The organism is Streptomyces sp. NPDC111656 (assembly GCF_055656965.1).
In genome coordinates, this window is sequence record NZ_JBVKCA010000004.1 from 176,727 (window position 1) to 200,708 (window position 23,982).

Here is a 23,982-nt window from a genome sequence, read left to right on the forward strand (position 1 = left end):
GAGACGTGGGAGAAGGAGATGCGGGCGAAGGAGACGTGGGCGAAGGAGACATGGGCGAAGGAGACATGGGAGTGAAACCGCAGCAGCTGCGTGCGTTCTGTCTGTCCTTCAACGCGACCGTCGAGGACTTCCCCTTCGCCCCGGACATCTCCGTCTTCAAGGTGCTGGGCAAGCTCTTCGCGCTGACACGACTGGACGCGCGCCCCCTCACGGTCAACCTCAAGTGCGACCCGGAGGACGCGGTCCGGCTGCGCGGCGAGCACCCGGGGCTGATCATCCCGGGCTATCACATGAACAAGCGGCACTGGAACACGGTGACGGTCGACGGCGAGCTCCCGGACCGTCTGGTCCGGGAGCTCGTCGAGGACTCCTACGATCTCGTCGTCGCCGGTCTACCGAAGGCCGAGCGCCTCCGCCTCGACCGGGCGTGAGCGGTCGCGGCCCAGCCCGGCCGCGACCAGCACCGCCGCCGCCAGGACGATCACCGCGTCCAGGGCGAGGACCGTGTGGACACCGGCCAGCAGGTCGCTCGACGTCGTCGCCAGGACACCGAGCAGCGGGATGCCGATCGTGAGGCCGACCTGCTGGGTGGAGGTCACCAGGCCCGTGGCCAGCCCCTGCTCCTCGTCGGGAACGCCCGAGGTCACCGTCAGGCCGTACGAGATGATCGCGCCCAGGTGGCACATGCTGGCCAGCGAGACCGCGGCGGTGGCGAGCCAGACCGACCAGGTGTGGGCGTTCAGCAGCACCAGCCCCGCCACGAACAGGCCCTGACCGGCGAGCGAGCCGACCAGCGTACGGCGGGCGCCGAAGCGGCCGATGACCTTCGGGGCGTACATCCCGGCGACGGCGGACATGACGCCCTGGACCCCGAATACCAGCCCCGTCTCGAACGCGGACAGACCGAGGGTCTCCTGCAGGTACAGCGTCAGTGCGAAGACGACCGTCGACATCATCGAGAAGGTGACCAGACCGCCCAGGTTGCCCCACGCCACCGTGCGGCGGCGCAGCATGGGGAGGCTGACGAGCGGGGCGTGGGCGCGGGACTCGATGGACACGAAGGCGGCGAGCAGGAGCACACCCGCGGCGAGGGTCGCGATGACGTCCGCGCCGCCGAAACCGCGCTCGGCGGCCGTCGACAGGGCGTAGATCAGGGCCAGCAGACCGCCGGTGACGGTGACCGCGCCGGGGATGTCCAGGCGCGGGCGGTCGGGGGTGCGGGACTCGGGCAGCAGGCCCGGGGCCAGCGGCAGCACGATCAGCGCGAAGACCGACAGCAGGCCCATCGTCGAGCGCCAGCTCAGTACGTCGGTCAGGACGCCGCCGGCCACCATGCCGACCGTGAAGCCCAGGGAGAGGAGCGTGCCGGAGATGCCGAGCGCACGGTCGCGCGCCGGGCCCTCGGGGAACGTCGTCGTCAGCAGCGACATGCCCGTCGGCACGATCGCCGCCGCGCCGAGGCCCTGCAACGCCCGGCCCGTCAGGAACGACGCCGGGTCCCAGGCGAAGGTCGCCAGCAGCGAAGCCGTACCGAAGAGGGCGAGGCCGGTCAGGAAGAGCCTGCGGCGGCCGTACAGGTCACCGATGCGGCCGAAGAGGAGCAGGAAGCCGCCGGACGGCAGGGCGAAGGCGGTGACCGCCCACTGCAGCGCGGACTGGCTCATGCCCAGGTCCTTGCCGAGCACGGGCAGTGCCACGTTCAGTACGGAGAAGTCGAGCGCGACCATGAACTGCGCGGCGCACAGCACGAAGAGGACGAGTTTGTCGCGGGTCGACAGCCGGGTGCCGAGCGGGGAGTGGGCAGTTGGGGAAGCGGATGTGGTTTCGGTGGTGTCGATCGCCATGGCAAGAGCGTGCGGCCGTCGGAATATCCGTGGAGAGCGGGAACTTATGCTGGTGGTCGCACCACCAGTCACCAACAGGGGGATTCACGCGTGACGGAGGACGTGCTCAGGACCCAACGACGGCGTGAGCTGCGGGACTTCCTGATGAGCCGCCGGGCGAGGGTGTCACCGGCCCAGGCCGGTCTGCCGGACGGCGGGGCCCGCCGCCGCACGCCCGGGCTGCGCCGCGAGGAGGTGGCCGTGCTCGCGGGCGTCGGCGCGTCCTGGTACCAGTGGCTGGAGCAGGGGCGGGACATCTCCGTCTCGCCCCAGGTACTCGACGCGGTCGCCCGCGTCCTGCGGCTCAGCAACGCCGAACGACGCCATCTGTACCTGCTCGCCGGGCTGAACCCGCCCGCGCCGGAGGTCGCGCCCGAGGTCCGGGACATGTGCGACGGGCTGCGGCGGCTGATCGACACGTGGATGCCGTATCCGGCGCACATCATGGACCCCTACTACAACTGCGTCATGTACAACGACGCCGCCGGGATGGTCCTCGGGATGCGGCCCGACAACACGCAGAACTGCATCATCGACTTCTTCACCGACCCGCTGTACCGGGGGCAGTCCCGGACCTGGGAGAAGAACGCGCGCACGGTCGTCGCCCAGTTCCGCGCGTCGTGCGCGGCGGCGCCGGACGACGAGGGATACCAGGAGGTACTGGACCAACTCCGGGACGCCTCGCCGGAGTTCGCGGTGCTGTGGGAGGAGCGGGACATCGAGGACGCCGGGCAGATCCGCAAGGAGCTCGACCACCCGCTCGTCGGGTTGCTCGCCGTCGAGTCCACCGCGATGAAGGTGCCGGCGCGGCCCGATCTCACGATCGTGCTGCACACGCCGCTGCCGGAGGCGAACACGGCGGCGAAGCTGGAGTGGCTGGCCTCGCCGGAGGGCCGACGGGGCTCGATGTATCCCGTGGCCGGTTAGGTCTGTGTTGCTGGGTCTGTGCGGGTGGGCGTGTGCGGGTAGGTGTGTGCGTGCGGGTAGGTGTGTGCGTGCGGCTCCCGATCCCTTCGTATGCTCTGAACATGACCGACAGCAGCGCGCTTGACCCCGAGGACCGCAAGATCGTCACCCTGGCCCGTTCCGCGCGGGCGCGCAACGGGGTGCCGGAGGGGGCGGCCGTCCGTGATGAGACCGGCCGTACGTATGTCGCGGGGACGGTGGATCTTCCCTCCCTGCGGTTGAGCGCGTTGCGTACCGCGGTGGCGATGGCGGTGGCGTCCGGGGCGAAGTCTCTTGAGGCGGCGGCGGTGGTGTCCGAGGCGGGGGAGGTCTCTTCGGAGGACCGGGCGGCGGTCCGGGACCTCGGTGGGGCGGCGACGCCGGTACTGCTGGCGGGCCCCGACGGCACGGTCCACCTGACGACACCCGCAGGCTGAGCCCGCCTTTTTCGCCCCCGCCGCCCCTACCCGACCCATCCCCAGGGGCTCCGCCCCAGACCCCGGCCCTGTCCGTCGGCTGCGGGCGGGTGGGGGCTGGTCGCGCAGTTCCCCGCGCCCCTAAAAGCCTTGGGCCGCCCGGCGTTCGAGGGCGAGGCCGGAGGCCGCACCCCGGTCCGCATCTCTCAGCCCGTCCGGCGTTTGAGGACGAGGACGTTCAGGTCGGTGCGGGGGGCTGGGGGCGGCAGCCCTCAGGGAGGGGACGGGTAGGGGCGGCGGGGGCGAGGGTCAGAAGCCGAGTTTGCGGAGTTGGCGTGGGTCCCGTTGCCAGTCCTTCGCGACCTTCACATGGAGGTCGAGGAAGACCGGCGTACCCAGCAGCGCCTCGATCTGCTTGCGGGACTTGATGCCGACCTCCTTCAGGCGCTTGCCCTTGGGGCCGATGATGATGCCCTTCTGGCTGGGGCGCTCGATGTAGACGAAGGCGTGGATGTCGAGGAGGGGCTTGTCGGCGGGACGGTCCTCGCGGGGAAGCATCTCCTCGACGACGACGGCGATGGAGTGGGGGAGCTCGTCGCGCACACCCTCCAGCGCCGCCTCGCGGATCAGCTCCGCGATCATGACCTGCTCGGGCTCGTCGGTGAGGTCACCCTCCGGGTAGAGCGCCGGGCCCTCGGGAAGGAGCGGGACGATCAGGTCGGCCAGCAGGTCCACCTGCTTGTCCCCGACCGCCGACACCGGCACGATCTCCGCCCACTCGAACCCCAGCTCCCGCCCGAGCTGATCGATCGCGATGAGCTGCTCGGCGAGCGTCTTGCTGTCGACGAGGTCGGTCTTCGTGACGATCGCGATCTTCGGCGTCTTCTTGATGGACGCCAGTTCCTTCGCGATGAAACGGTCACCCGGACCGAGCTTCTCGTTCGCGGGGAGGCAGAAGCCGATGACGTCGACCTCGGCCCACGTCGTGCGCACGATGTCGTTCAGACGCTGGCCCAGTAGCGTGCGCGGCTTGTGCAGACCGGGGGTGTCGACCAGGATCAGCTGGGCGTCGGGGCGGTGCACGATGCCCCGTACCGTGTGCCGCGTGGTCTGCGGCTGGTTCGCGGTGATCGCCACCTTCTGGCCGACCAGAGCATTCGTGAGGGTGGACTTGCCCGCGTTGGGGCGGCCCACGAAACAGGCGAAGCCGGCGCGGTGGGGAGCCCCCGACGAATCGGACGGCTCGGATGACTGGGTACGAACGCTCATGGCGCCCATTGTCCCTGATCCACAGGCCCGCGCCGTACGCCATATGCCTTTGACCGCTCCCGCACGGTCCGGTGAGGTTTCGGAAACCCCCACGCAATACGAAACACGCCGGAAACGCACACGTGCACAACCGGAAACGCGAGCCCGTGACTCTCTGACGACGCCCCCGCACCCAGGAGAACCGAGGAGAGCCGTCCGTGGAGTTCGTGCAGACCGTGGAGACCCTGGACACCGTCGACCTGGCCGCCGCACCCCACCTCGACACCGGCGACACCGCCTGGCTGCTCGCCGCCACCGCCCTCGTTCTCCTGATGACACCGGGCCTGGCCCTCTTCTACGGCGGCATGGTCCGCACGAAGAGCGTCCTCAACATGCTGATGATGAGCTTTGTGTCGATCGCCCTGGTCACCGTCGTATGGCTGGCGGGCGGCTACTCGCTCGCCTTCGGAGACGACGCCTTCGGGGGGCTCATCGGCGGGCTGCAGCATGCCGGCATGAGCGGTATCGGGCCGGACAGCGTGCACGGGAGTGTGCCCACCCTGCTCTTCGCCACCTTCCAGCTCACCTTCGCGATCATCACCGCCGCGCTGATCAGCGGGGCGATCGCCGACCGCGCGAAGTTCGCGGCGTGGCTGGTGTTCGTGCCTCTCTGGGCGCTGCTCGTATACGTTCCCGTCGCGCACTGGGTGTGGGGTCCGGGAGGTTGGGTCCTGGCGAAGCTGGGGGCGCTGGACTTCGCGGGCGGGCTGCCGGTCGAGATCACCTCCGGTGCCTCCGGCCTGGCTCTCTGTCTCGTCCTCGGCCCCCGTCTCGGCTTCAAGACGGACGCCATGCGGCCGCACAACCTGCCGATGGTGATGCTGGGCGCGGGGCTGTTGTGGTTCGGCTGGTTCGGCTTCAACGCCGGGTCCGCGCTGGGCGCCAACGGACTCGCCGCCGCCGCTTTCCTCAACACCCTCGCCGCCGGCTGCACCGGTCTGCTCGGCTGGCTCTTCGTCGAGCAGAAGCGCGACGGCCACCCCACCACCCTCGGCGCCGCCTCCGGCGCGGTCGCGGGCCTGGTGGCCATCACCCCGTCGTGCGGGTCCGTGTCGCTCCTGGGCGCGCTGGTCGTCGGTCTCGCCGCCGGCGTTGTCTGCTCGTACGCCGTGGGCTGGAAGTTCAGGCTGAACTACGACGACTCGCTGGACGTCGTCGGCGTTCACCTGGTCGGCGGCATCATCGGCACCGTCCTCATCGGTGTCTTCGCCGACGCGACGATGACCGGTGACGCCGAGGGACTGCTGTACGGCGGTGGGTTCGGACAGCTCGGCAAGCAGCTGGTGGCGGTCGTGGCCGTGGGGGCGTATGCCTTCACCGTCACGTACGGCCTCGGGAAGGTGCTCGACAAGGTCGTGGGGCTGCGGGCGGACGAGGAGCACGAGCACACCGGCCTGGACCTTACAGTGCACGCCGAGACCGCTTACGATCACGGGGTCCTGGGCCACGGCGCCCCGGTCTCGTCATCCCTCCCCACCGCTCAGAAGGCCAAGGCCCAGGCATGAAGCTCATCACCGCCATCGTCAAGCCGTACCGCCTCGACGAGGTCAAGACCGCTCTCCAGGAGCTCGGCGTGCACGGGCTCACCGTCACCGAGGCCAGCGGGTACGGGCGCCAGCGCGGCCACACGGAGGTCTACCGCGGCGCCGAGTACCAGGTCGACCTGGTCCCCAAGGTCCGTATCGAGGTCGTCGTCGAGGACGCGGACGCGGAGGCCGCGATCGACGCGATCGTCAAGGCCGCGCAGACGGGGAAGATCGGCGACGGGAAGGTGTGGTCCGTACCGGTCGAGACGCTCGTACGGGTACGGACGGGCGAGCGCGGCCCCGACGCACTCTGAGCCACCATCGGCGGGTACCGCCCCTGCGTGCTCCGAGCGGCCACGGGCGGGTACCGCCCCTGCGCGCCCTGATCACCACCACGGCTGCGGCGATCCCCGCGCCCGCCACCACGGCCATCAGCCACGGGAGCGCGAAGAACGACGTGCTCGCCGACTCCCGGGTGCCGGGCGAGCTGGCCGTCAATGTCACGTGACCCCAGTCGAGTTGGGGCGCGCTGTGCCACGGCTCGGTCAGCCGGACCCGTTGCCCGGGCAGCAGCTCCGAGGGGATCTTCGTGAGCCCCCTGGAGAGCAACGTACGCCCGAAGAGGCCTTCGGCCCTGAGCCGCACCTTCGGGTTCAGGGTCACGTTCCCGGTGTTGTGCAGGGTGTACGAGACGGTGGCGCCGCTCTCGCCGAGGCCGGGGACCAGGGGCTGATGGTGGCTGATGCGGACCTTCTCGACGGCGAGGGCGGGGACGGTGGGTCCGCCGACCCGGAGGTAGATCCGGGCGCCGACCGCCCGTTGCACCGCCACCGAGGAGGACGCCGCGTCCCCGGACTCGAGGCGCTCGTCGAGTGCGACCAGTGCGCCCGGATGGTCGCCGGGTTCGGCCTTCTCGGGCACCCGGAGGGTGAACGGCACGGTCACCGAACCGTGCGCGGGCACCGTCACCCGGGAGCGGGCGGGGTGCGCCCACGCGCCGACCCCGAGCTGCTTCTCCTTCACCGTCCGCACCGCGAACCCGCCGTCCCGCGCGGTGTTGTACGCGTCGGCGGCGTACAGCCGGAAGGTCAGCGGGCCGCCGGTCTTGTTGGCGACGGTGACCTTGTCCCGGAGGGTCTGTCCGGGGTCGGCGGAGAGGTAGAAGTACGGGCGGGCCGCGATCTGCGTGGAGACGGGGTAGACGGACCAGCTGCCGTTGTCGGCGGCGTACGAGGCGGGCGTGGTGAGCGCGAGAAGGAACACGGACAGGATGAGGACGTACAGCTTGCGCATGGGTGCGGACCCCCGCGGATGTGGGTGGACAGGCCCTGGGTGGACGGGCGGGTGCGCGCCCGGCCACCGCGGTGCGGAGGGGTGGATCAGGTGAGCGTCAGCGTGAGCACGCCGGAGTAGGAACCCGGCGGGGTGAACGCCGGTACGTCCAGTGACAGCCCGGCGTCGACGGTGAACTCACCACCGGTGAGCGCCCCGTTGGGGGTGGACGCCAGCGTCGCTCCCGCACCGCCCACCGCGCCGGACGAACCGGCCTGGCAGGTGCTCGGGCTGCCCGCCTTGGTCGCGCAGGCTGGGGTCCAGCTCAGCTTCCCGGCATCGATCTTGGCGCCGGGACCGGTGAAGTCGGTGACCTTGCCGGTCAGGGACCAGCCCGCGGGGCCGCCGCGGAAGTCCTTGACGGTCACCGTCTGCAGGGCACCGGTGGAGGCCCCGCCCTTGCCGAAGTCCACCGCCGACAGCTGGACGGCGTCCCCGGCCTGGGACATCGACAGGGTCCCCGCCTTCACCGTGGTGGTGAGTTTCTGGGAGCCCGCGGGGATCGGGGTGTCGTCGACGACCACGTACGCCGCCGGCCCCGCGCCCTTGGTGTCGCTCCAGCTCGCGCCCTCGTACGCCACCACACCGGTCGTCGTCTTGTCGTTGACGGCCAGCGTGCCGCTGATCGAGCCCTGTGCGTCGGCGGTCGTGGTGGCGGTGTCCGCGGTCTGGGTGGCCCCCGACCGGCCGGCGAGGGTCACGCTCGCGCCCGGGGTGAAGTTGCTGCCGGTGACGGTCACGCTGTCACCGGGCTTCCCGGAGGCCGAACCGAGCGAGATGGCACGGTTGTTGGTCTGGGTTCCGTCCGTGGCGGTGATCGTCCCGGAGACCGGGGCGGGCGGGTTGGTGACCGTGCAGGGGGTGTCCAGCTCCAGGATGTAGCTGGTGTGGATGTTGTAGTCGCCGGGCGCGAGGGTGATGGCGCCCGGGCTGGTGACGGTGAAGGTGCCCGTCATGCTGAACCCCGGGAAGGGCGCGTTGCCCGCCACCGGGTCGTTCTTCCTGGGGCCCGCGACCGTGACGTCTCCCGTCTGCGCCCCGCCGAGGGCGACCTTGCCGGTGGGCGTCATGATGTCGGCGGGCAGGGCGAGGGCGGTCGGGTTGTTCGCGGCGGGCGTGACCACCTTGTACGTCACGGTGACGGTGTCACCGACCTTGGGACTGGGGTTGTCCACCGTGATGATCGCGGTGGTGGTGCCGTCGATCGGCGGGATGCCCGCGATCGCCGGCGGGATGCAGTGCGTGGCGAAGTCCACGTTGTGGGAGTCCGCGGCCGCGGCGCCCGCCGGGGCCGCCAGCGCGCCTCCCGCGGTGACCGCCAGCGCGGTCACCCCGAGCAGTGCCGCCCAGCGGCGTCTTCGGGCGTGCGAACCCCTGGTTCCCCTGTGCGTTGCCATGTGCCCCCTCCTGAGGGATGCGGGCGCAGCGGCTCGTCTGCGCCGACAGGGGGCCATTGATGTGCGGGTTGTGTGAGAAGTCAATGGAGGGCCCGGACGGCAACTGATGGGCCATCAGGTCGTGTCAATATCGTCAACTGGACACCCCTGTAGGCCAGTTGGCTGTGATCAGGCAGTTGTTCAGGCAGTACGAGGACCGGTGCCGCCGTGCGCCGGCGACACCGGTCTTCACGTAGGTGCTGTGGCGGGGCTCAGCTGAAGACGAACGGGCCCGGTGCCTGCGCCGCACTCGCGGTGCATGTGATGGTGATGCCGAAGACGACCATCTTCAGCGAGCCACCGTACGCGTCGAGGCTGTCGCCGGAGGCGACGGTGCCGCTGAGCGGGCCCACCGTGACCCCGCCGCCCAGCGGGATGGCGGGATTCTTCGTGCCGGTGAACGCGACGGTGCCGCCGCCGGTCTTCGCCATCGTCAGGGTGGAGGCGATGGAGTCCTGTGCCAGCGGGAGCGGCGCCGTGATCGAGGTGGAGCTGAGGGTGATGGTCGCGGCCGTGCCGGTCTGGGTGGCGGTGAGGGTGGCCGCGCCACCGCCGCCGATCGTGCAGGTCGCGTTGATGGTGGCGGTGAGCGGGGTGACGGCCGCGGCGGTCGGCGCGAGGGCCAGTCCGGTCGCGGCGAGGGTGCCGGCGGCTAACGCCGCGGCGATTCCGAGTTGCTTGCGTCTCATCGGGTTCCCTTCCCTTGTGGGGGAATTGCCATGTGGGGATGGAGGGACGGAACCGTCTGCTCAGAGGCCGGGGCCGGGCCGGGCACACGGACGCGTCACCGGTGAACGCCGGTGCGGGTGCGGAGAGATGTGTACACGGACCGTCCGCGAGCGGGGTGCGGGACGCCAGCGGAGGCGTTTCTGACGGTCCGTCGGAACTAGCGGTTCCATTGATGCGCGAGCGGCTTGGGATTGCAAGGCATGCCGGGCGGTTTCTTCAGGGGTTGTCAAAAGTGGCCGAAGTTCGTCCCTGTCCCCTGATCGGCCCGCTACTCGGCGAGTTCCGCGATCAGCGCCGTCGCCACGGTCCGGAACCCCAGGCGGCCGTACATCCGCGCCACGTCCTCGTCCCCGGCCGACAGGAACAGCGTCTCGACGCCCCGCCCACGCGCGTCGGCCACGAGGGCGGCCGTGACGCCGTACGCCAGCCCGCGGCGCCGTTCGGCGGGCAGAGTGCCGACGCCCGCGATCTCGCTCACGCGACCGACGGGCAGGTGCATCCCGGAGCAGACCACGACGCCGTTCTCGACCGCCGCGGCCAGTACGGTGCGGCCCGCGCGGATGCGGTCCGCGGCGGCGGGTACCTCGGCGGCGTGGGCGGTGATCTCGGTGGCCAGCTCGCCGGTTCCGGCCTCTCCCACCGCCGTGCCCGGCGCCGCGAATGCCACATGCGGCACCGCCAACGCGCCCGCCAGGAAGGGGTCTTCGGTATCCAGGACGCGGACCAGGGGATGCGGGTCGGGCAGCGGCGCGTCCTCGTCGCGGATCATCAGAGGATGCGCGTGCACCCGTAGCCCCGTCGCCTCGACCGCCTTCCGCAGGCCCGGCGTCACCTCCGCCACCCACTCGAAGGCCTCCGGCACACACAGCTCCCGCTGCCGCGCCCGCACCCGTTCGACGTCCTCGGCGGTGGCCGCCGGGCCCGTCCACTGAAGGGTGGGGCGCGCGTAGTAGGGCCAGCCCGTGGCCTCCCGGACGAAGAGGGTCAGCGGGCCGAAGTCCTCGGCCCGCGCCGCGGCGCGCGGCACCGAGTCGTAGTAGCGCTCAAGACGGTCGAGGGACGCGTTCACAGTCGTCATGCCGCCATCCAAGAGCAACACCGATGCCGGTGGCACCCGAATTCAGTCGACGCCCCTGATCCGCCCCACCAGCAGCGCCCCCGCCAGTCCGATCACCGCCGCCACCAGGTACAGCACCCGGTAGCCGCCCAGATACGTCACGATCGGGGCCGCCAGGGCGGGGGCGGCGACCTGGGGGAGGGCGTTGGCGACGTTGATGACGCCGAGGTCCTTGCCGCGGTCCAGGGCCTTGGGCAGGACGTCTGTCATCAGCGCGAAGTCGACGGAGGTGAAGACGCCGAAGCCGATGCCGAGGACCGCCGCCGCGACGAGCGCGCCCGGCCAGGTCTGCCACCCGGAGAGGACCGCCGTCGCCACCGCCATGAGGACGCCCGACCAGATCACGAACGGCTTGCGGCGGCCCACCCGGTCCGACCACACCCCGCCGACCACGACCGTGGCGAGGAGGGTGACGCCGTTGACCGCCGTGAGGATCAGTACACCGTTCTCGGGGTCGTCGTAGTGGAGCCGGTCGCGGAGGTAGTACAGGAGGTAGAGCAGGACCAGGGCGTTGCTCAGGTTGATCAGGAAGCGGGTCAGCCAGGCCCAGGCCAGGTCCGGGTGGCGGCGTGGACTCAGCCAGAAGGAGGCCGTGAACGTGCGCCAGGACCAGGCGGGCCGGGCCGCGGCCGGCAGCCGTAGGTCCTGGTGGCGCAGTACGTACGGCAGCACGCCCACCAGTGTGAACACCGCACACGCCGCGTAGCCGCCGCCCACACCCCCCGCCGCCGTCGCGAGGCCCGTCCCGCCCACCACGCCCAGGATCTGTGCCGCGCCCAGCCAGCCGCCCACGGACCCCCGCTGGAGTCGGGGCACCCGGTCGGGGACCGCCGCGGTGATCGCGGCGAAGGCGGCGTTCAGGGTGAGCTGGACCAGGCACCAGCCGGCCGCCATCGTCCAGACCCCGCCCGCGCCCGCCAGGAGCAGCAGGGAGAGGGCACCGCCCGCCGCACCCGCCACGATCCACGGCGTACGGCGGCCCCAGCGCGCCGTCGTCCGGTCGGACAGCGCGCCGAAGAGCGGGTTGGCGAACAGCGACACCACCGCGCCCGCGCCCGTGACCCACGCCAGCATCGTCTCCTTCGACATGCCGGTGCCGGGCGCGAAGTCCTCCGCCTGGGAGGCCAGCAGGATCTGCAGCGGGCCGTACCAGCCCACCCAGATCGCCCCGTTGGCGAGCGAGAGCGCCGAGGTCCAGCCCCGGCCGACCCGCTCGACGGGCTCGGCGAGCGCCCCCACGTTCGCGACGGGGTCCGCCGCCGTCATCCCCGCGCCCGCAGCGCGTCGCGCAGCCAGGTGTACGACGCCTTCGGGGTCCGCTCCAGCGTGTCGTAGTCGACGTGGACCAGTCCGAAGCGCCGCGCGTACCCCTCGGCCCACTCGAAGTTGTCCAGCAACGACCACACGAAATAGCCGCGAACGTCCACGCCCTGCTCCAACGCCCGGTGCAGCGCCCGGACATGGCCGTCGAGGAACGTGATCCTCTCCTGGTCGTCGATGCCCTCGTAACTGCAGCCGTTCTCGGTGATGACCACCGGCGGGAGGCGGTCCCCGTAGCGCTCGCGGAAGCCCACGAGCAGCTCGGTCAGCGCCTCGGGGACCACCGGCCAGCCGAAGTCGGTGACCGGGTAGCCCTCCAGTTCCCGGACGGAGAAGGGGAGTTCGGCGGGCAGGGTCAGTCCGCTGAACTCGATCTCCGCGCCCTGGGGGGCGCCCACCTTGGTCGGCTGGTAGTAGTTGATCCCGTACCAGTCGATCGGCTCCGCGATGACCTTCAGGTCCGCCTCGACGTCGCCCGGCATCAACTCCCCGATGCCGTCCGGGTAGTGGCCCAGCAGCAGCGGGTCCGCGAACAGGCGGTTGAGGAGGAGGTCGTAGAAGTCGGCGGCCGCCACGTCCTCGGGCTGCTCGGAGGCCGCCCAGGTCGGGCCGTGCGAGTTGGCGATGCCGATGTCCGTGACGCCGGCCGCGCGCAGGGACCGGACGGCGAGGCCGTGAGCCAGCAGTTGGTGGTGCGCGACCGGCAGCGAGTCGAACAGGAGCTGCTTGCCCGGGGCGTGGGCGCCGAGCGCGTGGCCGAGCAGGGTGTGTTCGGCGGGCTCGTTGAGGGTGATCCACTTCTTGACGCGGTCGCCGAGGCGGGCGGCGACGACACCGGCGTACTCGGCGAAGCGCTCCGCGGTGTCCCGGTTCAGCCAGCCGCCGGTCTCCTCCAGCTTCAGCGGGAGGTCCCAGTGGAAGAGGGTGGGTACGGGGCGGATGCCCGCCGCGACCAGGGCGTCCACCAGGCGGTCGTAGAAGTCGAGGCCGCCGGGGGAGTTCACGCGGGGCCAGGAGATCGAGAAGCGGTACGCGTCGACGCCGAGGTCGGCGAGGAGGGCCACGTCCTCGGGGTAGCGGTGGTAGTGGTCGCAGGCCACGTCCGCCGTCGAGCCGTCCTTGATGTGGCCGGGCTCGGCCGTGAACGCGTCCCATACCGACGGGTCGCGTTCGGTCGCGGCTCCCTCGATCTGGTGGGCCGAGGTGGACACGCCCCAGAGGAAGCCGGGCGGGAACTGCGGTAGGGGGTGGCGAACTGTTGGGCGTTTATCGGGGTTTATCGCGTTCTGGTGAGCGGGAGTGAGCGTCATGGTCGTGCTCCTGTTCAGGGGGCGGGGCTCGAAGGGGGCGGGAACGGAGGTTCTTGTGTCGAATGGGTGACCTTTTACGGGGGTGCTCGTTGGGCTGTTCATCGGATGACCGGAGCGAATGGGGGCGGGCGGGTGGCGGGGGAGGCGTTGCGGACGCTGGCTGCCCCGTTCGTCGCTCCGGTTTCGGTGGGGGTGGCGGTGCGGACCCGGTTGAAGGGCCTGTCCGGGGCGGATGTGCGGGTGCTGGGTGAGGTCGGCCGTCATCTGGGCGCGCTGGCCGGGCGGGACCTGAAGGCGCGCTGCGCGGCAGGGGTGGGGCATGACGCGGCCGCTTGGGCGGTCCGCAAGCGGGAGTTGAGCGCTGTGTCGTCGTCGCGGTGGGCGGGGGCGATCACCAAGGCGAGCCATGATCAGTGGGCGCTGGCGCGGCGGTGTCTGGCGACACACATCCGGGACCTGGAAGCGGGCATCACGGTCCTGCGTCGCCGGCTGGCGCTGCCGCTGGGGCAGAAGGGCACCAGGAAGCAGCCGGGCGGCTATCGCTCGCGCCGGGAGTGGCATGCCAAGTCCCGCCGCCTGAAGGTGCTGCAGGAGCGACTCGCGGCGGCGCGGGCAGACTGGGCAGCAGGCCGGGTACGCATCGTGCGTGGTGGCAGGAAACTCGCGAACACCCGCCACCACCTCCAGGCCGCCAGGCTGGATGAGGCGGAGTGGCGGGGACGCTGGGAGGCTGCCCGCATGTTCCTTTCCGCGGACGGGGAGTCGGGCAAGCGGTTCGGCAACGAGACCATCCGACTCACCCCCGACGGCGAGCTGAGCATCAGACTCCCTGCCCCGCTCGCTCACCTGGCGAACGCCCCACACGGCCGCTACCGGCTCACCGCGCGGGCCGTCTTCGCCCACCGAGGGCATGAGTGGGCGGACCGGATCGCGGCGAACCGGGCGGTGGCCTACCGCATCCACCACGACCCGGTCCGGGACCGCTGGTATGTGACCGCCTCCTGGCAACGCGCCCAGCCCGCCACCCCGCCCGTCTCGCTGGAAGCGCTCCTGGCTGCCGGAATTACGGTGGTCGGCGTGGACACCAACGACGACCACTATGCGGCCTGGCGCCTGGACGAGCACGGCAACCCGATCGGGGAGCCGCAGCGGTTCCTCTACGACCTGTCCGGCAACGCCGCGCACCGGGATGCGCAGATGCGGCACGCCACCAGCCGTCTGCTGCACTTCGCCGGGCGGTGCGGGGCCCGCGCCATTGCGATCGAGGACCTCGACTTGAACACCTCCACGTCCCGCGAGCAGCACGGCCGTAGGAAGCGGTTCCGTAGGCTGATCTCCCGGTTTCCGACCGCACGGTTGGCGGCCCGGTTGGTGTCGATGGCCGCCACCCAGGATCTCGTGATCATCGCGGTCGATCCCGCGTACACCAGCCGGTGGGGTGCCCAGCACTGGCAGCGGCCGATGTGCTCCCCCACCCGCAAGACCACCCGGCACGACGCCGCGAGCATCGTGATCGGACGGCGTGCCCAGGGTTTCGGGGCGCGGCGACGGACGGCACCGCCCCCATACGACCGGAGTGATCGTGTCGGGCATCGGACCGCCCAGGCCGCCCCCCGAACCTCTGGGCGTGAGGGAAACCGCCCACCCCGGAAAGGACCACCACCAGGAGTGGTGTCGCCACCGGGGACGCGAACGCGGCAACCCAGCCCGCCCAACACCGTTCGGGGCAGGCGTAGTGAACAGGAGTGGATCCACGACTCACTCCCACTCACTACCTAGGAACGGTTCGTCGCCATGCGCGCGATCATCCCTACCGGCAGTAACGGAAGTCAACGGGTCGGTGTGAACTGGGAGTTACGGCTTCTTGGGGCGCCATGAGAGGGGTGGTGCGGTGAGTTTCGAGGCCTCGGCCCGGTGGGGGCCGGGCGCGCAGTTCCCCGCGCCCTTGAAGGGCGCTACGCGCCCTCCTTCAGGACCCGCACGATCAATTGGCGCTGTTCCTCCGTCAGTCTCGGGTCGGCGGCGTAGACCGTTTTCCCGTTCACCGTGATCTCGTAGCTGAAGCCGTCGGGGACCCCGGCGGGGCGCGAGCCCTGGCCGGAGGCGATCGCCCGCTCGGCCAGGGCATGCCACTCGGGGGCGTCGGAGCGTCCCGAGGTGTCCACCTCGGCACGGCGCTCGATGCCCGCGAATCCGCCCGTGCGCCTTACCTGAATACGCATGGGTCCTGTCTAGTACGAGCCGGGCGCCGAAGCTACGACGTCGGCACCCCGACCTGTTCCCAGGCCTTCGTGACGGACTGGAGCTCCTCGCCCTCGCCGTACCGGCTCCTGGCCTGGGCGACCGTCAGCTTGGCGAAGTCGGAGAAGCTCGCCTGGGACTGGAGCTCGCCGCCGGTGAGGACGTCGTACCAGATCTGCCCGGCGCGCTCCCAGGCGTGCCCGCCGAGGGCCTGGGCGACCAGGTAGAAGGCGTGGTTGGGGATGCCGGAGTTGATGTGGACACCGCCGTTGTCGCGGCCGGTCTTCACATAGCCGTCCATCGTCGCGGGCTGCGGGTCCTTGCCGAGCACGTCGTCGTCGTACGCCGTGCCGGGCTCCTTCATGGAGCGCAGCGCCTTGCCGGTGACGCGCGGGGCGAGCAGGCCCGCGCCGATCAGCCAGTCGGCGTCGGCGGCGGTCTGGCCGAGCGTGTACTGCTTGATCAGCGAGCCGAAGACGTCCGACATGGACTCGTTCAGGGCGCCCGGCTGGCCGAAGTAGGTGAGGTTCGCCGTGTACTGGGTGACGCCGTGGGTCAGCTCGTGGCCGATGACGTCGACCGGGATGGTGAAGTCGAGGAAGATCTCGCCGTCGCCGTCGCCGAACACCATCTGCTCGCCGTTCCAGAAGGCGTTGTTGTAGTCGACGTCGTAGTGGACGCTCGCGGTGAGCGGCAGGCCCTCGCCGTTGATCGAGTTGCGGGCGTAGGCGTTCAGGTAGAGGTCGAAGGTGGCGCCGAGTCCGGCGTATGCGCGGTTGACCGTGGCGTCCTTGCCGGGCTTGTCGGCCTCGCCGCGGACCTTCTTGCCCGGCAGGTCCTGGTGGTGCCTGGCGTCGTAGATGGTGCGCTGCGGCTTGTCCGCGGGCGCGCCCTCGGGCGGGGCCACGGTGGGCGCGCCGATGACCGTGGTCAGCCGGCGGTGGGTGCGCTCGAAGGCGTCGCGCTCCAGGGTGCGGCGCGCGGGCCCGGCGAGCGCGGGGTCCTCGTGCTGGGCCAGCGTGTCGAGGACGTGGGGCGGCACGATGGTGCAGAAGACAGGCTCGAAGCCTGCCGGGTTCGCGGTCATGCCCGGCACGATTGCACTGAGTTACTCTGCTGTCACTACCGGCGACCAAGATCGTGTGAAATGCGACGATAAGGAGCCCATCGGTCCGCTCTTCAGTGATAGGAGGATTCACTCTGAGTGGTCCGCCACACTTTTTGTCCGTTTTCTTCCTTATGTGGTCACGATCCCGCATACTGATACAGCCCTCCGGAGAGAGTGAGGCTCGGCTAGGCTGCGGAGCATCATGCGTATCGGGCTGCTTCTCCTTAGCTGCCGCGGCGAGGGCCTGTAGTCGAGGCCGACCCCCTCCCCGCGGAGTTCGGCGTTGCGCCGTCGGCCGTCCTTCCGGACACCCTCTGAGGAGCCCACGCATCATGCCGAACTTCCAGCAGTCCACCGCCATGCCGGTCCACAAGTACGGCAAGTACGAGCAGGTGGACATTCCTGACCGCACCTGGCCGGACAAGCGTGTCACCGTCGCCCCCCGCTGGCTGTCGACGGACCTGCGGGACGGCAACCAGGCGCTGATCGACCCGATGTCCCCGGCTCGCAAGCGCGAGATGTTCGACCTGCTCGTGACGATGGGCTACAAGGAGATCGAGGTCGGTTTCCCGGCCTCCGGGCAGACCGACTTCGACTTCGTCCGTTCGATCATCGAGGACGAGACCGCGATCCCGGACGACGTCACGATCTCCGTACTGACCCAGGCCCGCGAGGACCTGATCGAGCGCACGGTGGAGTCCCTGGTCGGCGCCAAGCGCGCCACGGTCCACCTGTACAACGCGACGGCCCCGGTCTTCCGCCGGGTCGTCTTCCGCGGCTCCAAGGACCAGATCAAGCAGATCGCCGTCGACGGCACGCGGCTGGTCATGGAGTACGCCGAGAAGCTGCTCGACGAGCGGACGACGTTCGGCTACCAGTACAGCCCCGAGATCTTCACCGACACCGAGCTGGACTTCGCCCTGGAGGTCTGCGAGGCGGTGATGGACGTCTACCAGCCCGGCCCGGGCCGCGAGATCATCCTCAACCTGCCCGCCACGGTGGAGCGTTCGACGCCGTCCACGCACGCGGACCGCTTCGAGTGGATGTCGCGCAACCTGTCCCGCCGCGAGTTCGTCTGCCTGTCCGTGCACCCGCACAACGACCGAGGTACGGCCGTCGCCGCCGCCGAGCTGGCCCTGATGGCCGGCGCCGACCGCATCGAGGGCTGTCTGTTCGGCCAGGGCGAGCGCACCGGCAACGTCGACCTGGTCACCCTGGGCATGAACCTGTTCTCGCAGGGCGTCGACCCGCAGATCGACTTCTCGAACATCGACGAGGTCCGCCGCACCGCCGAGTACTGCAACCAGATGGAGGTCCACGCCCGTCACCCGTACGTCGGCGACCTCGTCTACACCTCCTTCTCCGGCTCCCACCAGGACGCCATCAAGAAGGGCTTCGACGCCATGGAGGCCGACGCGGCCGCGAAGGGCGTCACCGTCGACGACATCGAGTGGGCCGTCCCGTACCTGCCGATCGACCCGAAGGACGTCGGCCGTTCGTACGAGGCAGTGATCCGCGTCAACTCGCAGTCCGGCAAGGGCGGGATCGCCTACGTCCTGAAGAACGACCACAAGCTGGACCTGCCGCGCCGGATGCAGATCGAGTTCTCGAAGATCATCCAGGCGAAGACGGACGCCGAGGGCGGCGAGGTCACCCCGAAGGACATCTGGGCGATCTTCCAGGACGAGTACCTGCCGAACCCCGACAACGCGTGGGGCCGCATCCAGGTCAAGGCCGGCCAGACCACGACCGACCGCGACGGCATCGACTCGCTGACCGTCGAGGCCTCGGTGGACGGCGTCGACACGGTCCTGACCGGTACGGGCAACGGTCCGATCTCCGCGTTCTTCGACGCCCTGCAGTCCGTCGGCATCGACGCACGCCTCCTGGACTACCAGGAGCACACGATGAGCGAGGGCGCCTCCGCGCAGGCCGCCTCGTACATCGAGTGCGCGATCGACGACAAGGTCCTGTGGGGAATCGGCATCGACGCGAATACGACACGCGCGTCGCTGAAGGCCGTCGTCTCCGCGGTCAATCGCGCGACCCGCTGAGGACTTTGACCGGCACTTTCGGGGCCCCGTCCGCCTTTCGAGGCGGGCGGGGCCCCGTCGTATACCGGCCAATCGCCGTGGAGATCACGGAAAGGTCTCGTCCAAGGTACTGACTCTGCCTCAACAATGTGGCTAACATCACGCCAGCGCGGCGATGTTGCCGCGGCGTTACGGAGGTGTGCGAGCGTGCTGCCAGGATGGGGACGAAACGGTCGTGCAGTGCAGATTTCCCGCATCCTAGGCACCCGTACCGCGTGGACCACCATGGGGGACGGCGAGTTCTTCTGCCCGGGCTGCGGGGGCGACCGCAACTACCAGCGACTCACCGGCCGGCGCCGCTTCACCCTCCTCGGCGTCCCGGTCCTGCCGCGCGGTGACACGGGACCCGTCGTCGAGTGCGCCGCCTGCGGCTGCCACTACGGCGCGGACGTCCTCGACCACCCGACCACCACCCGCTTCTCGGCGATGCTCCGCGACGCCGTCCACACCGTCGCGCTCGCCGTGCTCGCCGCCGGCGGCGCCTGTTCCCGTACGTCCCTGGAGACCGCGGCGACCGCGGTGCGCTCGGCCGGCTTCGACGACTGCACGGAGGACCAACTCGGCGCCCTCGTCGAGGCGCTCGCCGCGGACACGGGCCGGATCTTCGGGGAGCCGTGCGGGGCGGGCCTCGCCATAGAGCTGCACGAGGCCCTGGATCCGCTGGCGCCGCACCTCGCCGCGACGGGACGCGAATCGATCCTGCTCCAGGGCGCCCGGATCGCCCTGGCGGACGGCCCGTACACCCCCGCCGAACGGGACGTCCTCGCCACCGTGGGCGCGGCGCTGACGATCTGCGCGGACGACGTGACGCGACTGCTGGCGGCGGCGCGCACGCCCTCGTAGCGAGGGGTCGGGAGTGACGATCGGTGACTCAGGGTACGGTGTGAGCGACACACCGTAACCGGACCCTCGTGTTGCGCGGGGGAGAGCGGGGACCACCCTGAGCCGCAGCCTCGTCGCCGCCCTGGCCGTCGGCCTGCTCGCCTCCGGCGTCGGCATCGCGTCCGCCGCCGCCCCCCGTGCCGACTGCGCCTCCTCCGTGCCGTACACCGCGGGCGAGGGCGGCTACGACACCTACCGCATCCCAGCGGTCGTCACCACCCGCGCGGGCACGGTGCTCGCCTTCGCCGAGGGGCGGCACCACGGCGCGGGCGACAGCGGCCACATCGACGTCGTCCTCAGACGCTCCTTCGACGGCGGCTGTACGTGGGATGCGCTGCGAGTCGTCGCGGCGGGGGCCGGGGACACCCGGGGCAACCCGGCGCCCGTCGTGGACCCGCGCGCCGGCCGGATCGTCCTGGTCACCTCCTGCAACAGCGGCGCGGTGACCGAGGCGCGCATCATGCGGGGCGAGGTCACGGCGCGCCAGGGCCGCCGTGTCTTCGTCCAGACGAGCCGTGACGACGGCGTGCGCTTCTCCGCTCCCCGGGACATCACGGCCGAGGTGAAGCCGCCGGGCTGGCGCTGGTACGCGACGGGCCCCGGCCATGCGATCGCCCTCCGCCACGGCCCGCACGCCGGTCGTCTGGTCGTCCCCGCCAACCACTCCGCCGCCCCGCCCGCGGGCTCGACCGACACCGGCCGGGAAGCCAAGTACTACGGGGGACACGCGATCTACTCCGACGACGGCGGCCGTACCTGGCACCTGGGCTTCACCGACCGCACCTACGACGGCCGGGTCGACACCAACGAGAGCAGCGCGGCCGAACTCCCCGACGGACGCCTGTACTTCAGCGCCCGCGACGAGGGCGGCACCGCCCCCGGCAACCGCCTGGACACCTACTCCAGTGACGGCGGCCAAACCCTGGACCGCCCCTACGCGATCCAGCCCACCCTGGGCGACGTCCCCGTCGTCCAGGGCAGCGTCCTCCAACTTCAGGGCGCCCACGCCCCCTTGCTCTTCTCGGCCCCCTCCGTTCCCACCGCCCGCCGCGCGATGACCCTCTGGCGCAGCACGGACGACGGCACCACCTTCACCAGGGCGGCGACCCTCTCCTCCGCACCCGCCGCCTACTCGGACCTGGTGGACCTCGGGCACGACCTGGTCGGGATCCTCTACGAGACGGGCTCGACACGGCCGTACGACAGGATCGAGTTCCGCCGTCTGGGTCGGCCGGGTCCGCCAGTCAGGTGAACGCGGGCAGGACCTCGCGCTCGAACAGGCGCAGGCTCGGCCAGGCCAGCTCCATCGGCATTCCGCCGCACAGGGGGTGGAGCTGGGTGAAGGGCCGCGGTGAGGACTTCAGTTCCGCCACGAACCGCTCGGGTGTCAGGACCCGGTACTGGCCGCTCTCCCGCAGTTCGTCGGCGCCGGTGACGGAGTGGAAGGGGGCGGCGAGGTGGTCCTGGGCCTGCCAGGCCCCGTAGGCGTTCGTCTCGTGGAGGAAGAACGGCGCCATCTGCTCCCACCCCTTGTCGGGGTCCTCGGCGAGCGCCACGACCTGGTTCCTGCCGATCGGGCTCGGGCCGGGGTCGGGCCGGCCGAGCTTCAGAACCTCGTCCCGGTAGTACTCCCACACCTCGGACACGGAGGGGATGAAACCGTCGGCGATACGGGCGGCCCGGCGCGCGGCCGGTTCGGTGCTGCCGCCGAGCGAGACGCTCGGGCCTCCCGGCCGAAACGGCGCGGGTGTGAGGCGTACGGTGCGGCCCCGGTAGGTGAACTCCTCGCCGGTGAACGCCGCCTTCAGGGTGGTGACCACCTCGGTCACGCGTTTCGCCCGCTCGTTCATCGGCACGCCGAACAGGGCGAACTCCTCGTGCACATAGCCGCCCGCGACGACCAGGTCGACCCGCCCCCTGCTCAGGTTGTCGAGCACGATCATTTCCTCGGCGAGCAGCAGCGGATCGTGGAACGGGGCGATCAGCGCGGCGACGAGGAAGCGGACGTCCGTCGTCCGTGCCGCCATCGCCGCGAGAATCGGAATCGGGGCGGGGAGGTAGCCGTCCGGTGAGCCGTGGTGTTCGGAGACGGTGATCCGCGCGCAGCCCAGACGGTCGGCCCACTCGGCCATGTCCAGGGCGGCCGCGTAGCGATCGGCCATGGTGGTTCCGGACTGCGCCGGATTGCGGAAGTCGAATCGAAGCGCGAAGGCGGTCACCGGGCAAGAGTATGATTCTGATATTTCAGAATGCAATACGCGTGAAGTGAAAATGAGATTCTCACTTGGAGTTTGTTCTCTTCCAGGGCTTGTTCTAGAGCAGGCCCGCTCCCGCCAGGTACTTCCCCACCCGCTCGACCTCCGCCTCCGACAGCGGCACCTGCGGCTCCGCCGTGGCCGGGCAGGCGATGACGCCGCGCAGGTGCAGGGCCGCCTTGAACGCCCCGAGCGCCGACGAACCCCCGCCCATCCGGGCCGGGTCCCCCACCCCGACCATCCCGAACAGCCCGCACAGCCGCTCCTGTTCGGCCCGCGCCCGCTCCCAGTCACCCCCTCGGCAGAGCCGGTCGAGCCGTACGTACCCGTGCGGGTCGACGTTGGCGAGACCCGGCACGGCCCCGTCCGCCCCGAGGGCGAGCGCGGAGTCGACGACGAGTTCGGACCCGGTGAGAGTGGTGAAGCCGGTGATGTCGGGGTGGGCGCGGGCGCCCGTGACGATCGCGCGGAAGGCGGCGAGGTCACCGCTGGAGTCCTTGAGTCCGCTCAGCACGCGCTCCGCGGCGAGCGACAGGACCAGCTCCGGGTCCAGCTTGGCGTGGACGGACACCGGGATGTCGTAGGCGAAGACGGGCACGGACGAACGGGCGGCGAGCAGGCGGAAGTGGCGCGCGATCTCCGCCGGATGGGTGCGGGCGTAGAAGGGCGCGGTCGCCACGATCGCGTCCGCGCCCGCCGCCGTCACATACGCCACATGGTCCAGCACCCTCGGCGTGGTCATGTCGATCACCCCGGCCAGCACGGGGAGCCGCCCGGCCACATGGGCGACCACCGTCTCCACCACCAGCCGCCGCTGGGCGTCCGTCAGGAACGCCGCCTCCGAGGACGAGCCAAGGACGAACAGGCCGTCGACGCCCCCCTCCACCAGGTGGTCCACGAGCCTGATGAGCGAGGGGACGTCCACCTCGCGGTCCGGTGTCAGGGGCGTGCAGACGGGCGGAACGACACCGGTCAGCGGGGTGGGGATCGGCATGAAGACTCCCTCGGGACGATCAAGGCTGCTGCTGGGCGGGGATGTCGGCCACGGCGGGCGCCGCGGACACGGCCTGGGCCACCAGGTCGCGCGTCGACTGGTCCTCCTGCACAGGATGGTGGCACCGGAAGCGGTGGTCCGGCGTCGACGCGGCCGTGAAGTCCGGCATCACGCTCACGCACTCCCCGTCGGCCTTCCAGCAGCGGGTGCGGAACGGGCAGCCGGTCGGCGGGTGCGTGGCCGAGGGCACCGGGCCCACCAGCGGGATCGGGTCGATCGGGTCCAGGAGGCCGGGCGTGGCGGAGAAGAGGGCCCGGGTGTACGGGTGTCGGGCGCGGTCGGTGACCCGGTCCGCCGGGGACTCCTCCACGATCCGGCCCAGGTACATCGTGATCACCCGGTCGCTCATCCTCCGTACCGTCTGGATGTCGTGCGAGACGAAGACCAGGGCCAGGTCCAGGCGCTCCTTCAGGTCCAGCAGGAGGTTGAGGATCTGGGCGCGGACCGAGACGTCCAACGCGCTCGTCGGTTCGTCCGCCACCACCAGGTCCGGGTCCAGGGCCAGGGCGCGCGCGATGGCCACCCGCTGGCGTTGGCCGCCGGACAGCTGGCCGGGCAGGGCGTCCGCCAGGGCGCGGGGGAGGCCCACCAGGGACATCAGCTCCCGCACCCGGTCGTCCCGTTCCCGTGCCGTGCCGCGCCGGTGCACGTCGAGGGGGTCCCGCAGGATCCGGCGTACGGGCAGGCGGCGGTTCAGGGCCGTCGACGGGTCCTGGAAGACCATGCCCGTGCTGCCGCCGACGGACGCTCGTCGCTCGGCGGGCCGCATCGACCACAGGTCACGGTCACGGAAGCGCACGGTGCCGGACGTCGGCCGCTGGACGCCCACCAGCACCTTCGCCAGCGTCGACTTCCCGCACCCGGACTCGCCGACGACGCCGACCGTCTCGCCGGGCGCGATGGTGAGGTCGGCGCCGGTCAGGGCGTACACCCGGTCGCGGGTGAACAGGCCGCCGGAGCGGGCCTTGTGGACGACATGGGCGTCGGAGAGGGTGATGAGCGCGTTCACTGGATCCCTCCGAGGACG

22 protein-coding genes are annotated in these 23,982 nt (G+C 70.9%); 9 read left to right on the top strand and 13 right to left on the bottom strand.

All coding sequences use genetic code 11. The annotated features are described in order from the left end of the window. Positions 1-71: 71 nt before the first annotated feature. Entirely contained in the window at positions 72-431 is a 360-nt protein-coding gene (locus tag ACZ7M3_RS14170; protein ID WP_351294031.1) for an MmcQ/YjbR family DNA-binding protein, read from the top strand. On the opposite strand, the gene ACZ7M3_RS14175 is transcribed toward ACZ7M3_RS14170, so the two are convergent. Continuing rightward, positions 393-1,844 carry an MFS transporter gene (locus ACZ7M3_RS14175; RefSeq protein WP_472063314.1) on the bottom strand — a complete coding sequence of 484 codons (1,452 nt, stop codon included), beginning with the start codon at positions 1,842-1,844 and terminating at the stop codon, positions 393-395. The genes ACZ7M3_RS14170 and ACZ7M3_RS14175 overlap by 39 nt on opposite strands. A 144-nt stretch (positions 1,845-1,988) precedes the next feature. On the opposite strand from ACZ7M3_RS14175, the gene ACZ7M3_RS14180 reads away from it, so the two are divergent. After that, positions 1,989-2,810: a helix-turn-helix transcriptional regulator gene (locus tag ACZ7M3_RS14180; protein ID WP_472063877.1), complete on the top strand. Its 822-nt coding sequence runs from the start codon at positions 1,989-1,991 to the stop codon at positions 2,808-2,810. A 101-nt stretch (positions 2,811-2,911) separates the two neighbouring features. After that, on the top strand, positions 2,912-3,265 hold the full coding sequence (locus tag ACZ7M3_RS14185; RefSeq protein WP_266414056.1) for a cytidine deaminase: 354 nt from the start codon (positions 2,912-2,914) through the stop codon (positions 3,263-3,265). Positions 3,266-3,553: 288 nt separating this feature from the next. Here the strand turns inward: ACZ7M3_RS14185 and era are convergent, their stop codons facing one another. Next, positions 3,554-4,522, bottom strand: coding sequence for a GTPase Era (era, locus tag ACZ7M3_RS14190; RefSeq protein WP_472063317.1), 969 nt, complete (start codon positions 4,520-4,522; stop codon positions 3,554-3,556). Between the two features lie 188 nt (positions 4,523-4,710). Here era and ACZ7M3_RS14195 point away from each other — a divergent pair, with 188 nt between their 5' ends. Together ACZ7M3_RS14195 and ACZ7M3_RS14200 are read left to right on the top strand one after the other, a co-directional pair. Beyond that, complete coding sequence (locus ACZ7M3_RS14195; RefSeq protein ID WP_472063319.1) at positions 4,711-6,057, top strand: ammonium transporter; 1,347 nt, start codon at positions 4,711-4,713, stop codon at positions 6,055-6,057. Then, the gene (locus ACZ7M3_RS14200; RefSeq protein WP_054235454.1) at positions 6,054-6,392 is read left to right on the top strand and encodes a P-II family nitrogen regulator; all 339 of its coding nucleotides are present in this window, start codon (positions 6,054-6,056) and stop codon (positions 6,390-6,392) included. Before ACZ7M3_RS14195 ends, ACZ7M3_RS14200 begins: the two co-directional genes overlap by 4 nt. Here ACZ7M3_RS14200 and ACZ7M3_RS14205 read toward each other — a convergent pair. The 6 genes from ACZ7M3_RS14205 to ACZ7M3_RS14230 form a co-directional block, all read right to left on the bottom strand. Further along, positions 6,286-7,371 carry a DUF916 domain-containing protein gene (locus ACZ7M3_RS14205; protein ID WP_472063321.1) on the bottom strand — a complete coding sequence of 362 codons (1,086 nt, stop codon included), beginning with the start codon at positions 7,369-7,371 and terminating at the stop codon, positions 6,286-6,288. The two genes, ACZ7M3_RS14200 and ACZ7M3_RS14205, sit on opposite strands and share 107 nt — an antisense overlap. A gap of 86 nt (positions 7,372-7,457) precedes the next feature. After that, positions 7,458-8,807 carry a beta-xylosidase gene (locus tag ACZ7M3_RS14210; RefSeq protein WP_388208879.1) on the bottom strand — a complete coding sequence of 450 codons (1,350 nt, stop codon included), beginning with the start codon at positions 8,805-8,807 and terminating at the stop codon, positions 7,458-7,460. A gap of 251 nt (positions 8,808-9,058) precedes the next feature. Then, the gene (locus ACZ7M3_RS14215; protein WP_054235457.1) at positions 9,059-9,535 is read right to left on the bottom strand and encodes a hypothetical protein; all 477 of its coding nucleotides are present in this window, start codon (positions 9,533-9,535) and stop codon (positions 9,059-9,061) included. Positions 9,536-9,843: 308 nt separating this feature from the next. Further along, a complete protein-coding gene (locus tag ACZ7M3_RS14220; RefSeq protein ID WP_472063324.1) occupies positions 9,844-10,653 on the bottom strand; it encodes a GNAT family N-acetyltransferase in 810 nt (269 codons plus the stop codon). 42 nt (positions 10,654-10,695) lie between these two features. Next, a complete protein-coding gene (locus tag ACZ7M3_RS14225; protein ID WP_472063325.1) occupies positions 10,696-11,958 on the bottom strand; it encodes an MFS transporter in 1,263 nt (420 codons plus the stop codon). Then, positions 11,955-13,322 carry a GH1 family beta-glucosidase gene (locus ACZ7M3_RS14230; protein WP_472063327.1) on the bottom strand — a complete coding sequence of 456 codons (1,368 nt, stop codon included), beginning with the start codon at positions 13,320-13,322 and terminating at the stop codon, positions 11,955-11,957. Before ACZ7M3_RS14230 ends, ACZ7M3_RS14225 begins: the two co-directional genes overlap by 4 nt. A gap of 105 nt (positions 13,323-13,427) precedes the next feature. Here ACZ7M3_RS14230 and ACZ7M3_RS14235 point away from each other — a divergent pair, with 105 nt between their 5' ends. Next, positions 13,428-15,101 carry an IS200/IS605 family accessory protein TnpB-related protein gene (locus ACZ7M3_RS14235; RefSeq protein WP_472063329.1) on the top strand — a complete coding sequence of 558 codons (1,674 nt, stop codon included), beginning with the start codon at positions 13,428-13,430 and terminating at the stop codon, positions 15,099-15,101. 176 nt (positions 15,102-15,277) lie between these two features. Here ACZ7M3_RS14235 and ACZ7M3_RS14240 read toward each other — a convergent pair whose 3' ends face one another. Together ACZ7M3_RS14240 and ACZ7M3_RS14245 are read right to left on the bottom strand one after the other, a co-directional pair. Further along, positions 15,278-15,544, bottom strand: a complete 267-nt coding sequence (locus tag ACZ7M3_RS14240) for a protealysin inhibitor emfourin (RefSeq protein ID WP_452962478.1) — start codon at positions 15,542-15,544, stop codon at positions 15,278-15,280. Positions 15,545-15,576: 32 nt separating this feature from the next. Beyond that, on the bottom strand, positions 15,577-16,650 hold the full coding sequence (locus tag ACZ7M3_RS14245; RefSeq protein ID WP_472063331.1) for a M4 family metallopeptidase: 1,074 nt from the start codon (positions 16,648-16,650) through the stop codon (positions 15,577-15,579). Between the two features lie 353 nt (positions 16,651-17,003). Between ACZ7M3_RS14245 and leuA the strand changes: the two genes are divergently transcribed. From leuA to ACZ7M3_RS14260, 3 genes are all read left to right on the top strand, one after another. Continuing rightward, on the top strand, positions 17,004-18,725 hold the full coding sequence (leuA, locus tag ACZ7M3_RS14250; protein ID WP_472063333.1) for a 2-isopropylmalate synthase: 1,722 nt from the start codon (positions 17,004-17,006) through the stop codon (positions 18,723-18,725). A 186-nt stretch (positions 18,726-18,911) separates the two neighbouring features. Next, positions 18,912-19,607 carry a tellurite resistance TerB family protein gene (locus ACZ7M3_RS14255; protein ID WP_075026794.1) on the top strand — a complete coding sequence of 232 codons (696 nt, stop codon included), beginning with the start codon at positions 18,912-18,914 and terminating at the stop codon, positions 19,605-19,607. 97 nt (positions 19,608-19,704) lie between these two features. After that, a complete protein-coding gene (locus ACZ7M3_RS14260) occupies positions 19,705-20,898 on the top strand; it encodes a sialidase family protein (protein WP_472063879.1) in 1,194 nt (397 codons plus the stop codon). Here ACZ7M3_RS14260 and ACZ7M3_RS14265 read toward each other — a convergent pair. From ACZ7M3_RS14265 to ACZ7M3_RS14275, 3 genes are all read right to left on the bottom strand, one after another. Then, positions 20,891-21,865, bottom strand: a complete 975-nt coding sequence (locus ACZ7M3_RS14265) for an LLM class flavin-dependent oxidoreductase (protein WP_472063335.1) — start codon at positions 21,863-21,865, stop codon at positions 20,891-20,893. The two genes, ACZ7M3_RS14260 and ACZ7M3_RS14265, sit on opposite strands and share 8 nt — an antisense overlap. Positions 21,866-21,959: 94 nt before the next feature. Next, entirely contained in the window at positions 21,960-22,895 is a 936-nt protein-coding gene (locus ACZ7M3_RS14270) for a dihydrodipicolinate synthase family protein (protein WP_472063337.1), read from the bottom strand. Between the two features lie 19 nt (positions 22,896-22,914). Then, positions 22,915-23,964: an oligopeptide/dipeptide ABC transporter ATP-binding protein gene (locus tag ACZ7M3_RS14275; RefSeq protein WP_472063339.1), complete on the bottom strand. Its 1,050-nt coding sequence runs from the start codon at positions 23,962-23,964 to the stop codon at positions 22,915-22,917. Between the last annotated feature and the right edge of the window lie 18 nt (positions 23,965-23,982).

Coding starts and splice junctions, on each gene's coding strand:
- ACZ7M3_RS14220 (WP_472063324.1), bottom strand. CDS start 10,653: ATGACGACTGTGAACGCGTCCCTCGACCGTCTTGAGCGCTACTACGAC.
- ACZ7M3_RS14225 (WP_472063325.1), bottom strand. CDS start 11,958: ATGACGGCGGCGGACCCCGTCGCGAACGTGGGGGCGCTCGCCGAGCCC.
- ACZ7M3_RS14215 (WP_054235457.1), bottom strand. CDS start 9,535: ATGAGACGCAAGCAACTCGGAATCGCCGCGGCGTTAGCCGCCGGCACC.
- leuA (WP_472063333.1), top strand. CDS start 17,004: ATGCCGAACTTCCAGCAGTCCACCGCCATGCCGGTCCACAAGTACGGC.
- ACZ7M3_RS14270 (WP_472063337.1), bottom strand. CDS start 22,895: ATGCCGATCCCCACCCCGCTGACCGGTGTCGTTCCGCCCGTCTGCACG.
- ACZ7M3_RS14200 (WP_054235454.1), top strand. CDS start 6,054: ATGAAGCTCATCACCGCCATCGTCAAGCCGTACCGCCTCGACGAGGTC.
- era (WP_472063317.1), bottom strand. CDS start 4,522: ATGGGCGCCATGAGCGTTCGTACCCAGTCATCCGAGCCGTCCGATTCG.
- ACZ7M3_RS14185 (WP_266414056.1), top strand. CDS start 2,912: ATGACCGACAGCAGCGCGCTTGACCCCGAGGACCGCAAGATCGTCACC.
- ACZ7M3_RS14245 (WP_472063331.1), bottom strand. CDS start 16,650: ATGACCGCGAACCCGGCAGGCTTCGAGCCTGTCTTCTGCACCATCGTG.
- ACZ7M3_RS14235 (WP_472063329.1), top strand. CDS start 13,428: ATGACCGGAGCGAATGGGGGCGGGCGGGTGGCGGGGGAGGCGTTGCGG.
- ACZ7M3_RS14175 (WP_472063314.1), bottom strand. CDS start 1,844: ATGGCGATCGACACCACCGAAACCACATCCGCTTCCCCAACTGCCCAC.
- ACZ7M3_RS14240 (WP_452962478.1), bottom strand. CDS start 15,544: ATGCGTATTCAGGTAAGGCGCACGGGCGGATTCGCGGGCATCGAGCGC.
- ACZ7M3_RS14205 (WP_472063321.1), bottom strand. CDS start 7,371: ATGCGCAAGCTGTACGTCCTCATCCTGTCCGTGTTCCTTCTCGCGCTC.
- ACZ7M3_RS14230 (WP_472063327.1), bottom strand. CDS start 13,322: ATGACGCTCACTCCCGCTCACCAGAACGCGATAAACCCCGATAAACGC.
- ACZ7M3_RS14210 (WP_388208879.1), bottom strand. CDS start 8,807: ATGGCAACGCACAGGGGAACCAGGGGTTCGCACGCCCGAAGACGCCGC.
- ACZ7M3_RS14180 (WP_472063877.1), top strand. CDS start 1,989: ATGAGCCGCCGGGCGAGGGTGTCACCGGCCCAGGCCGGTCTGCCGGAC.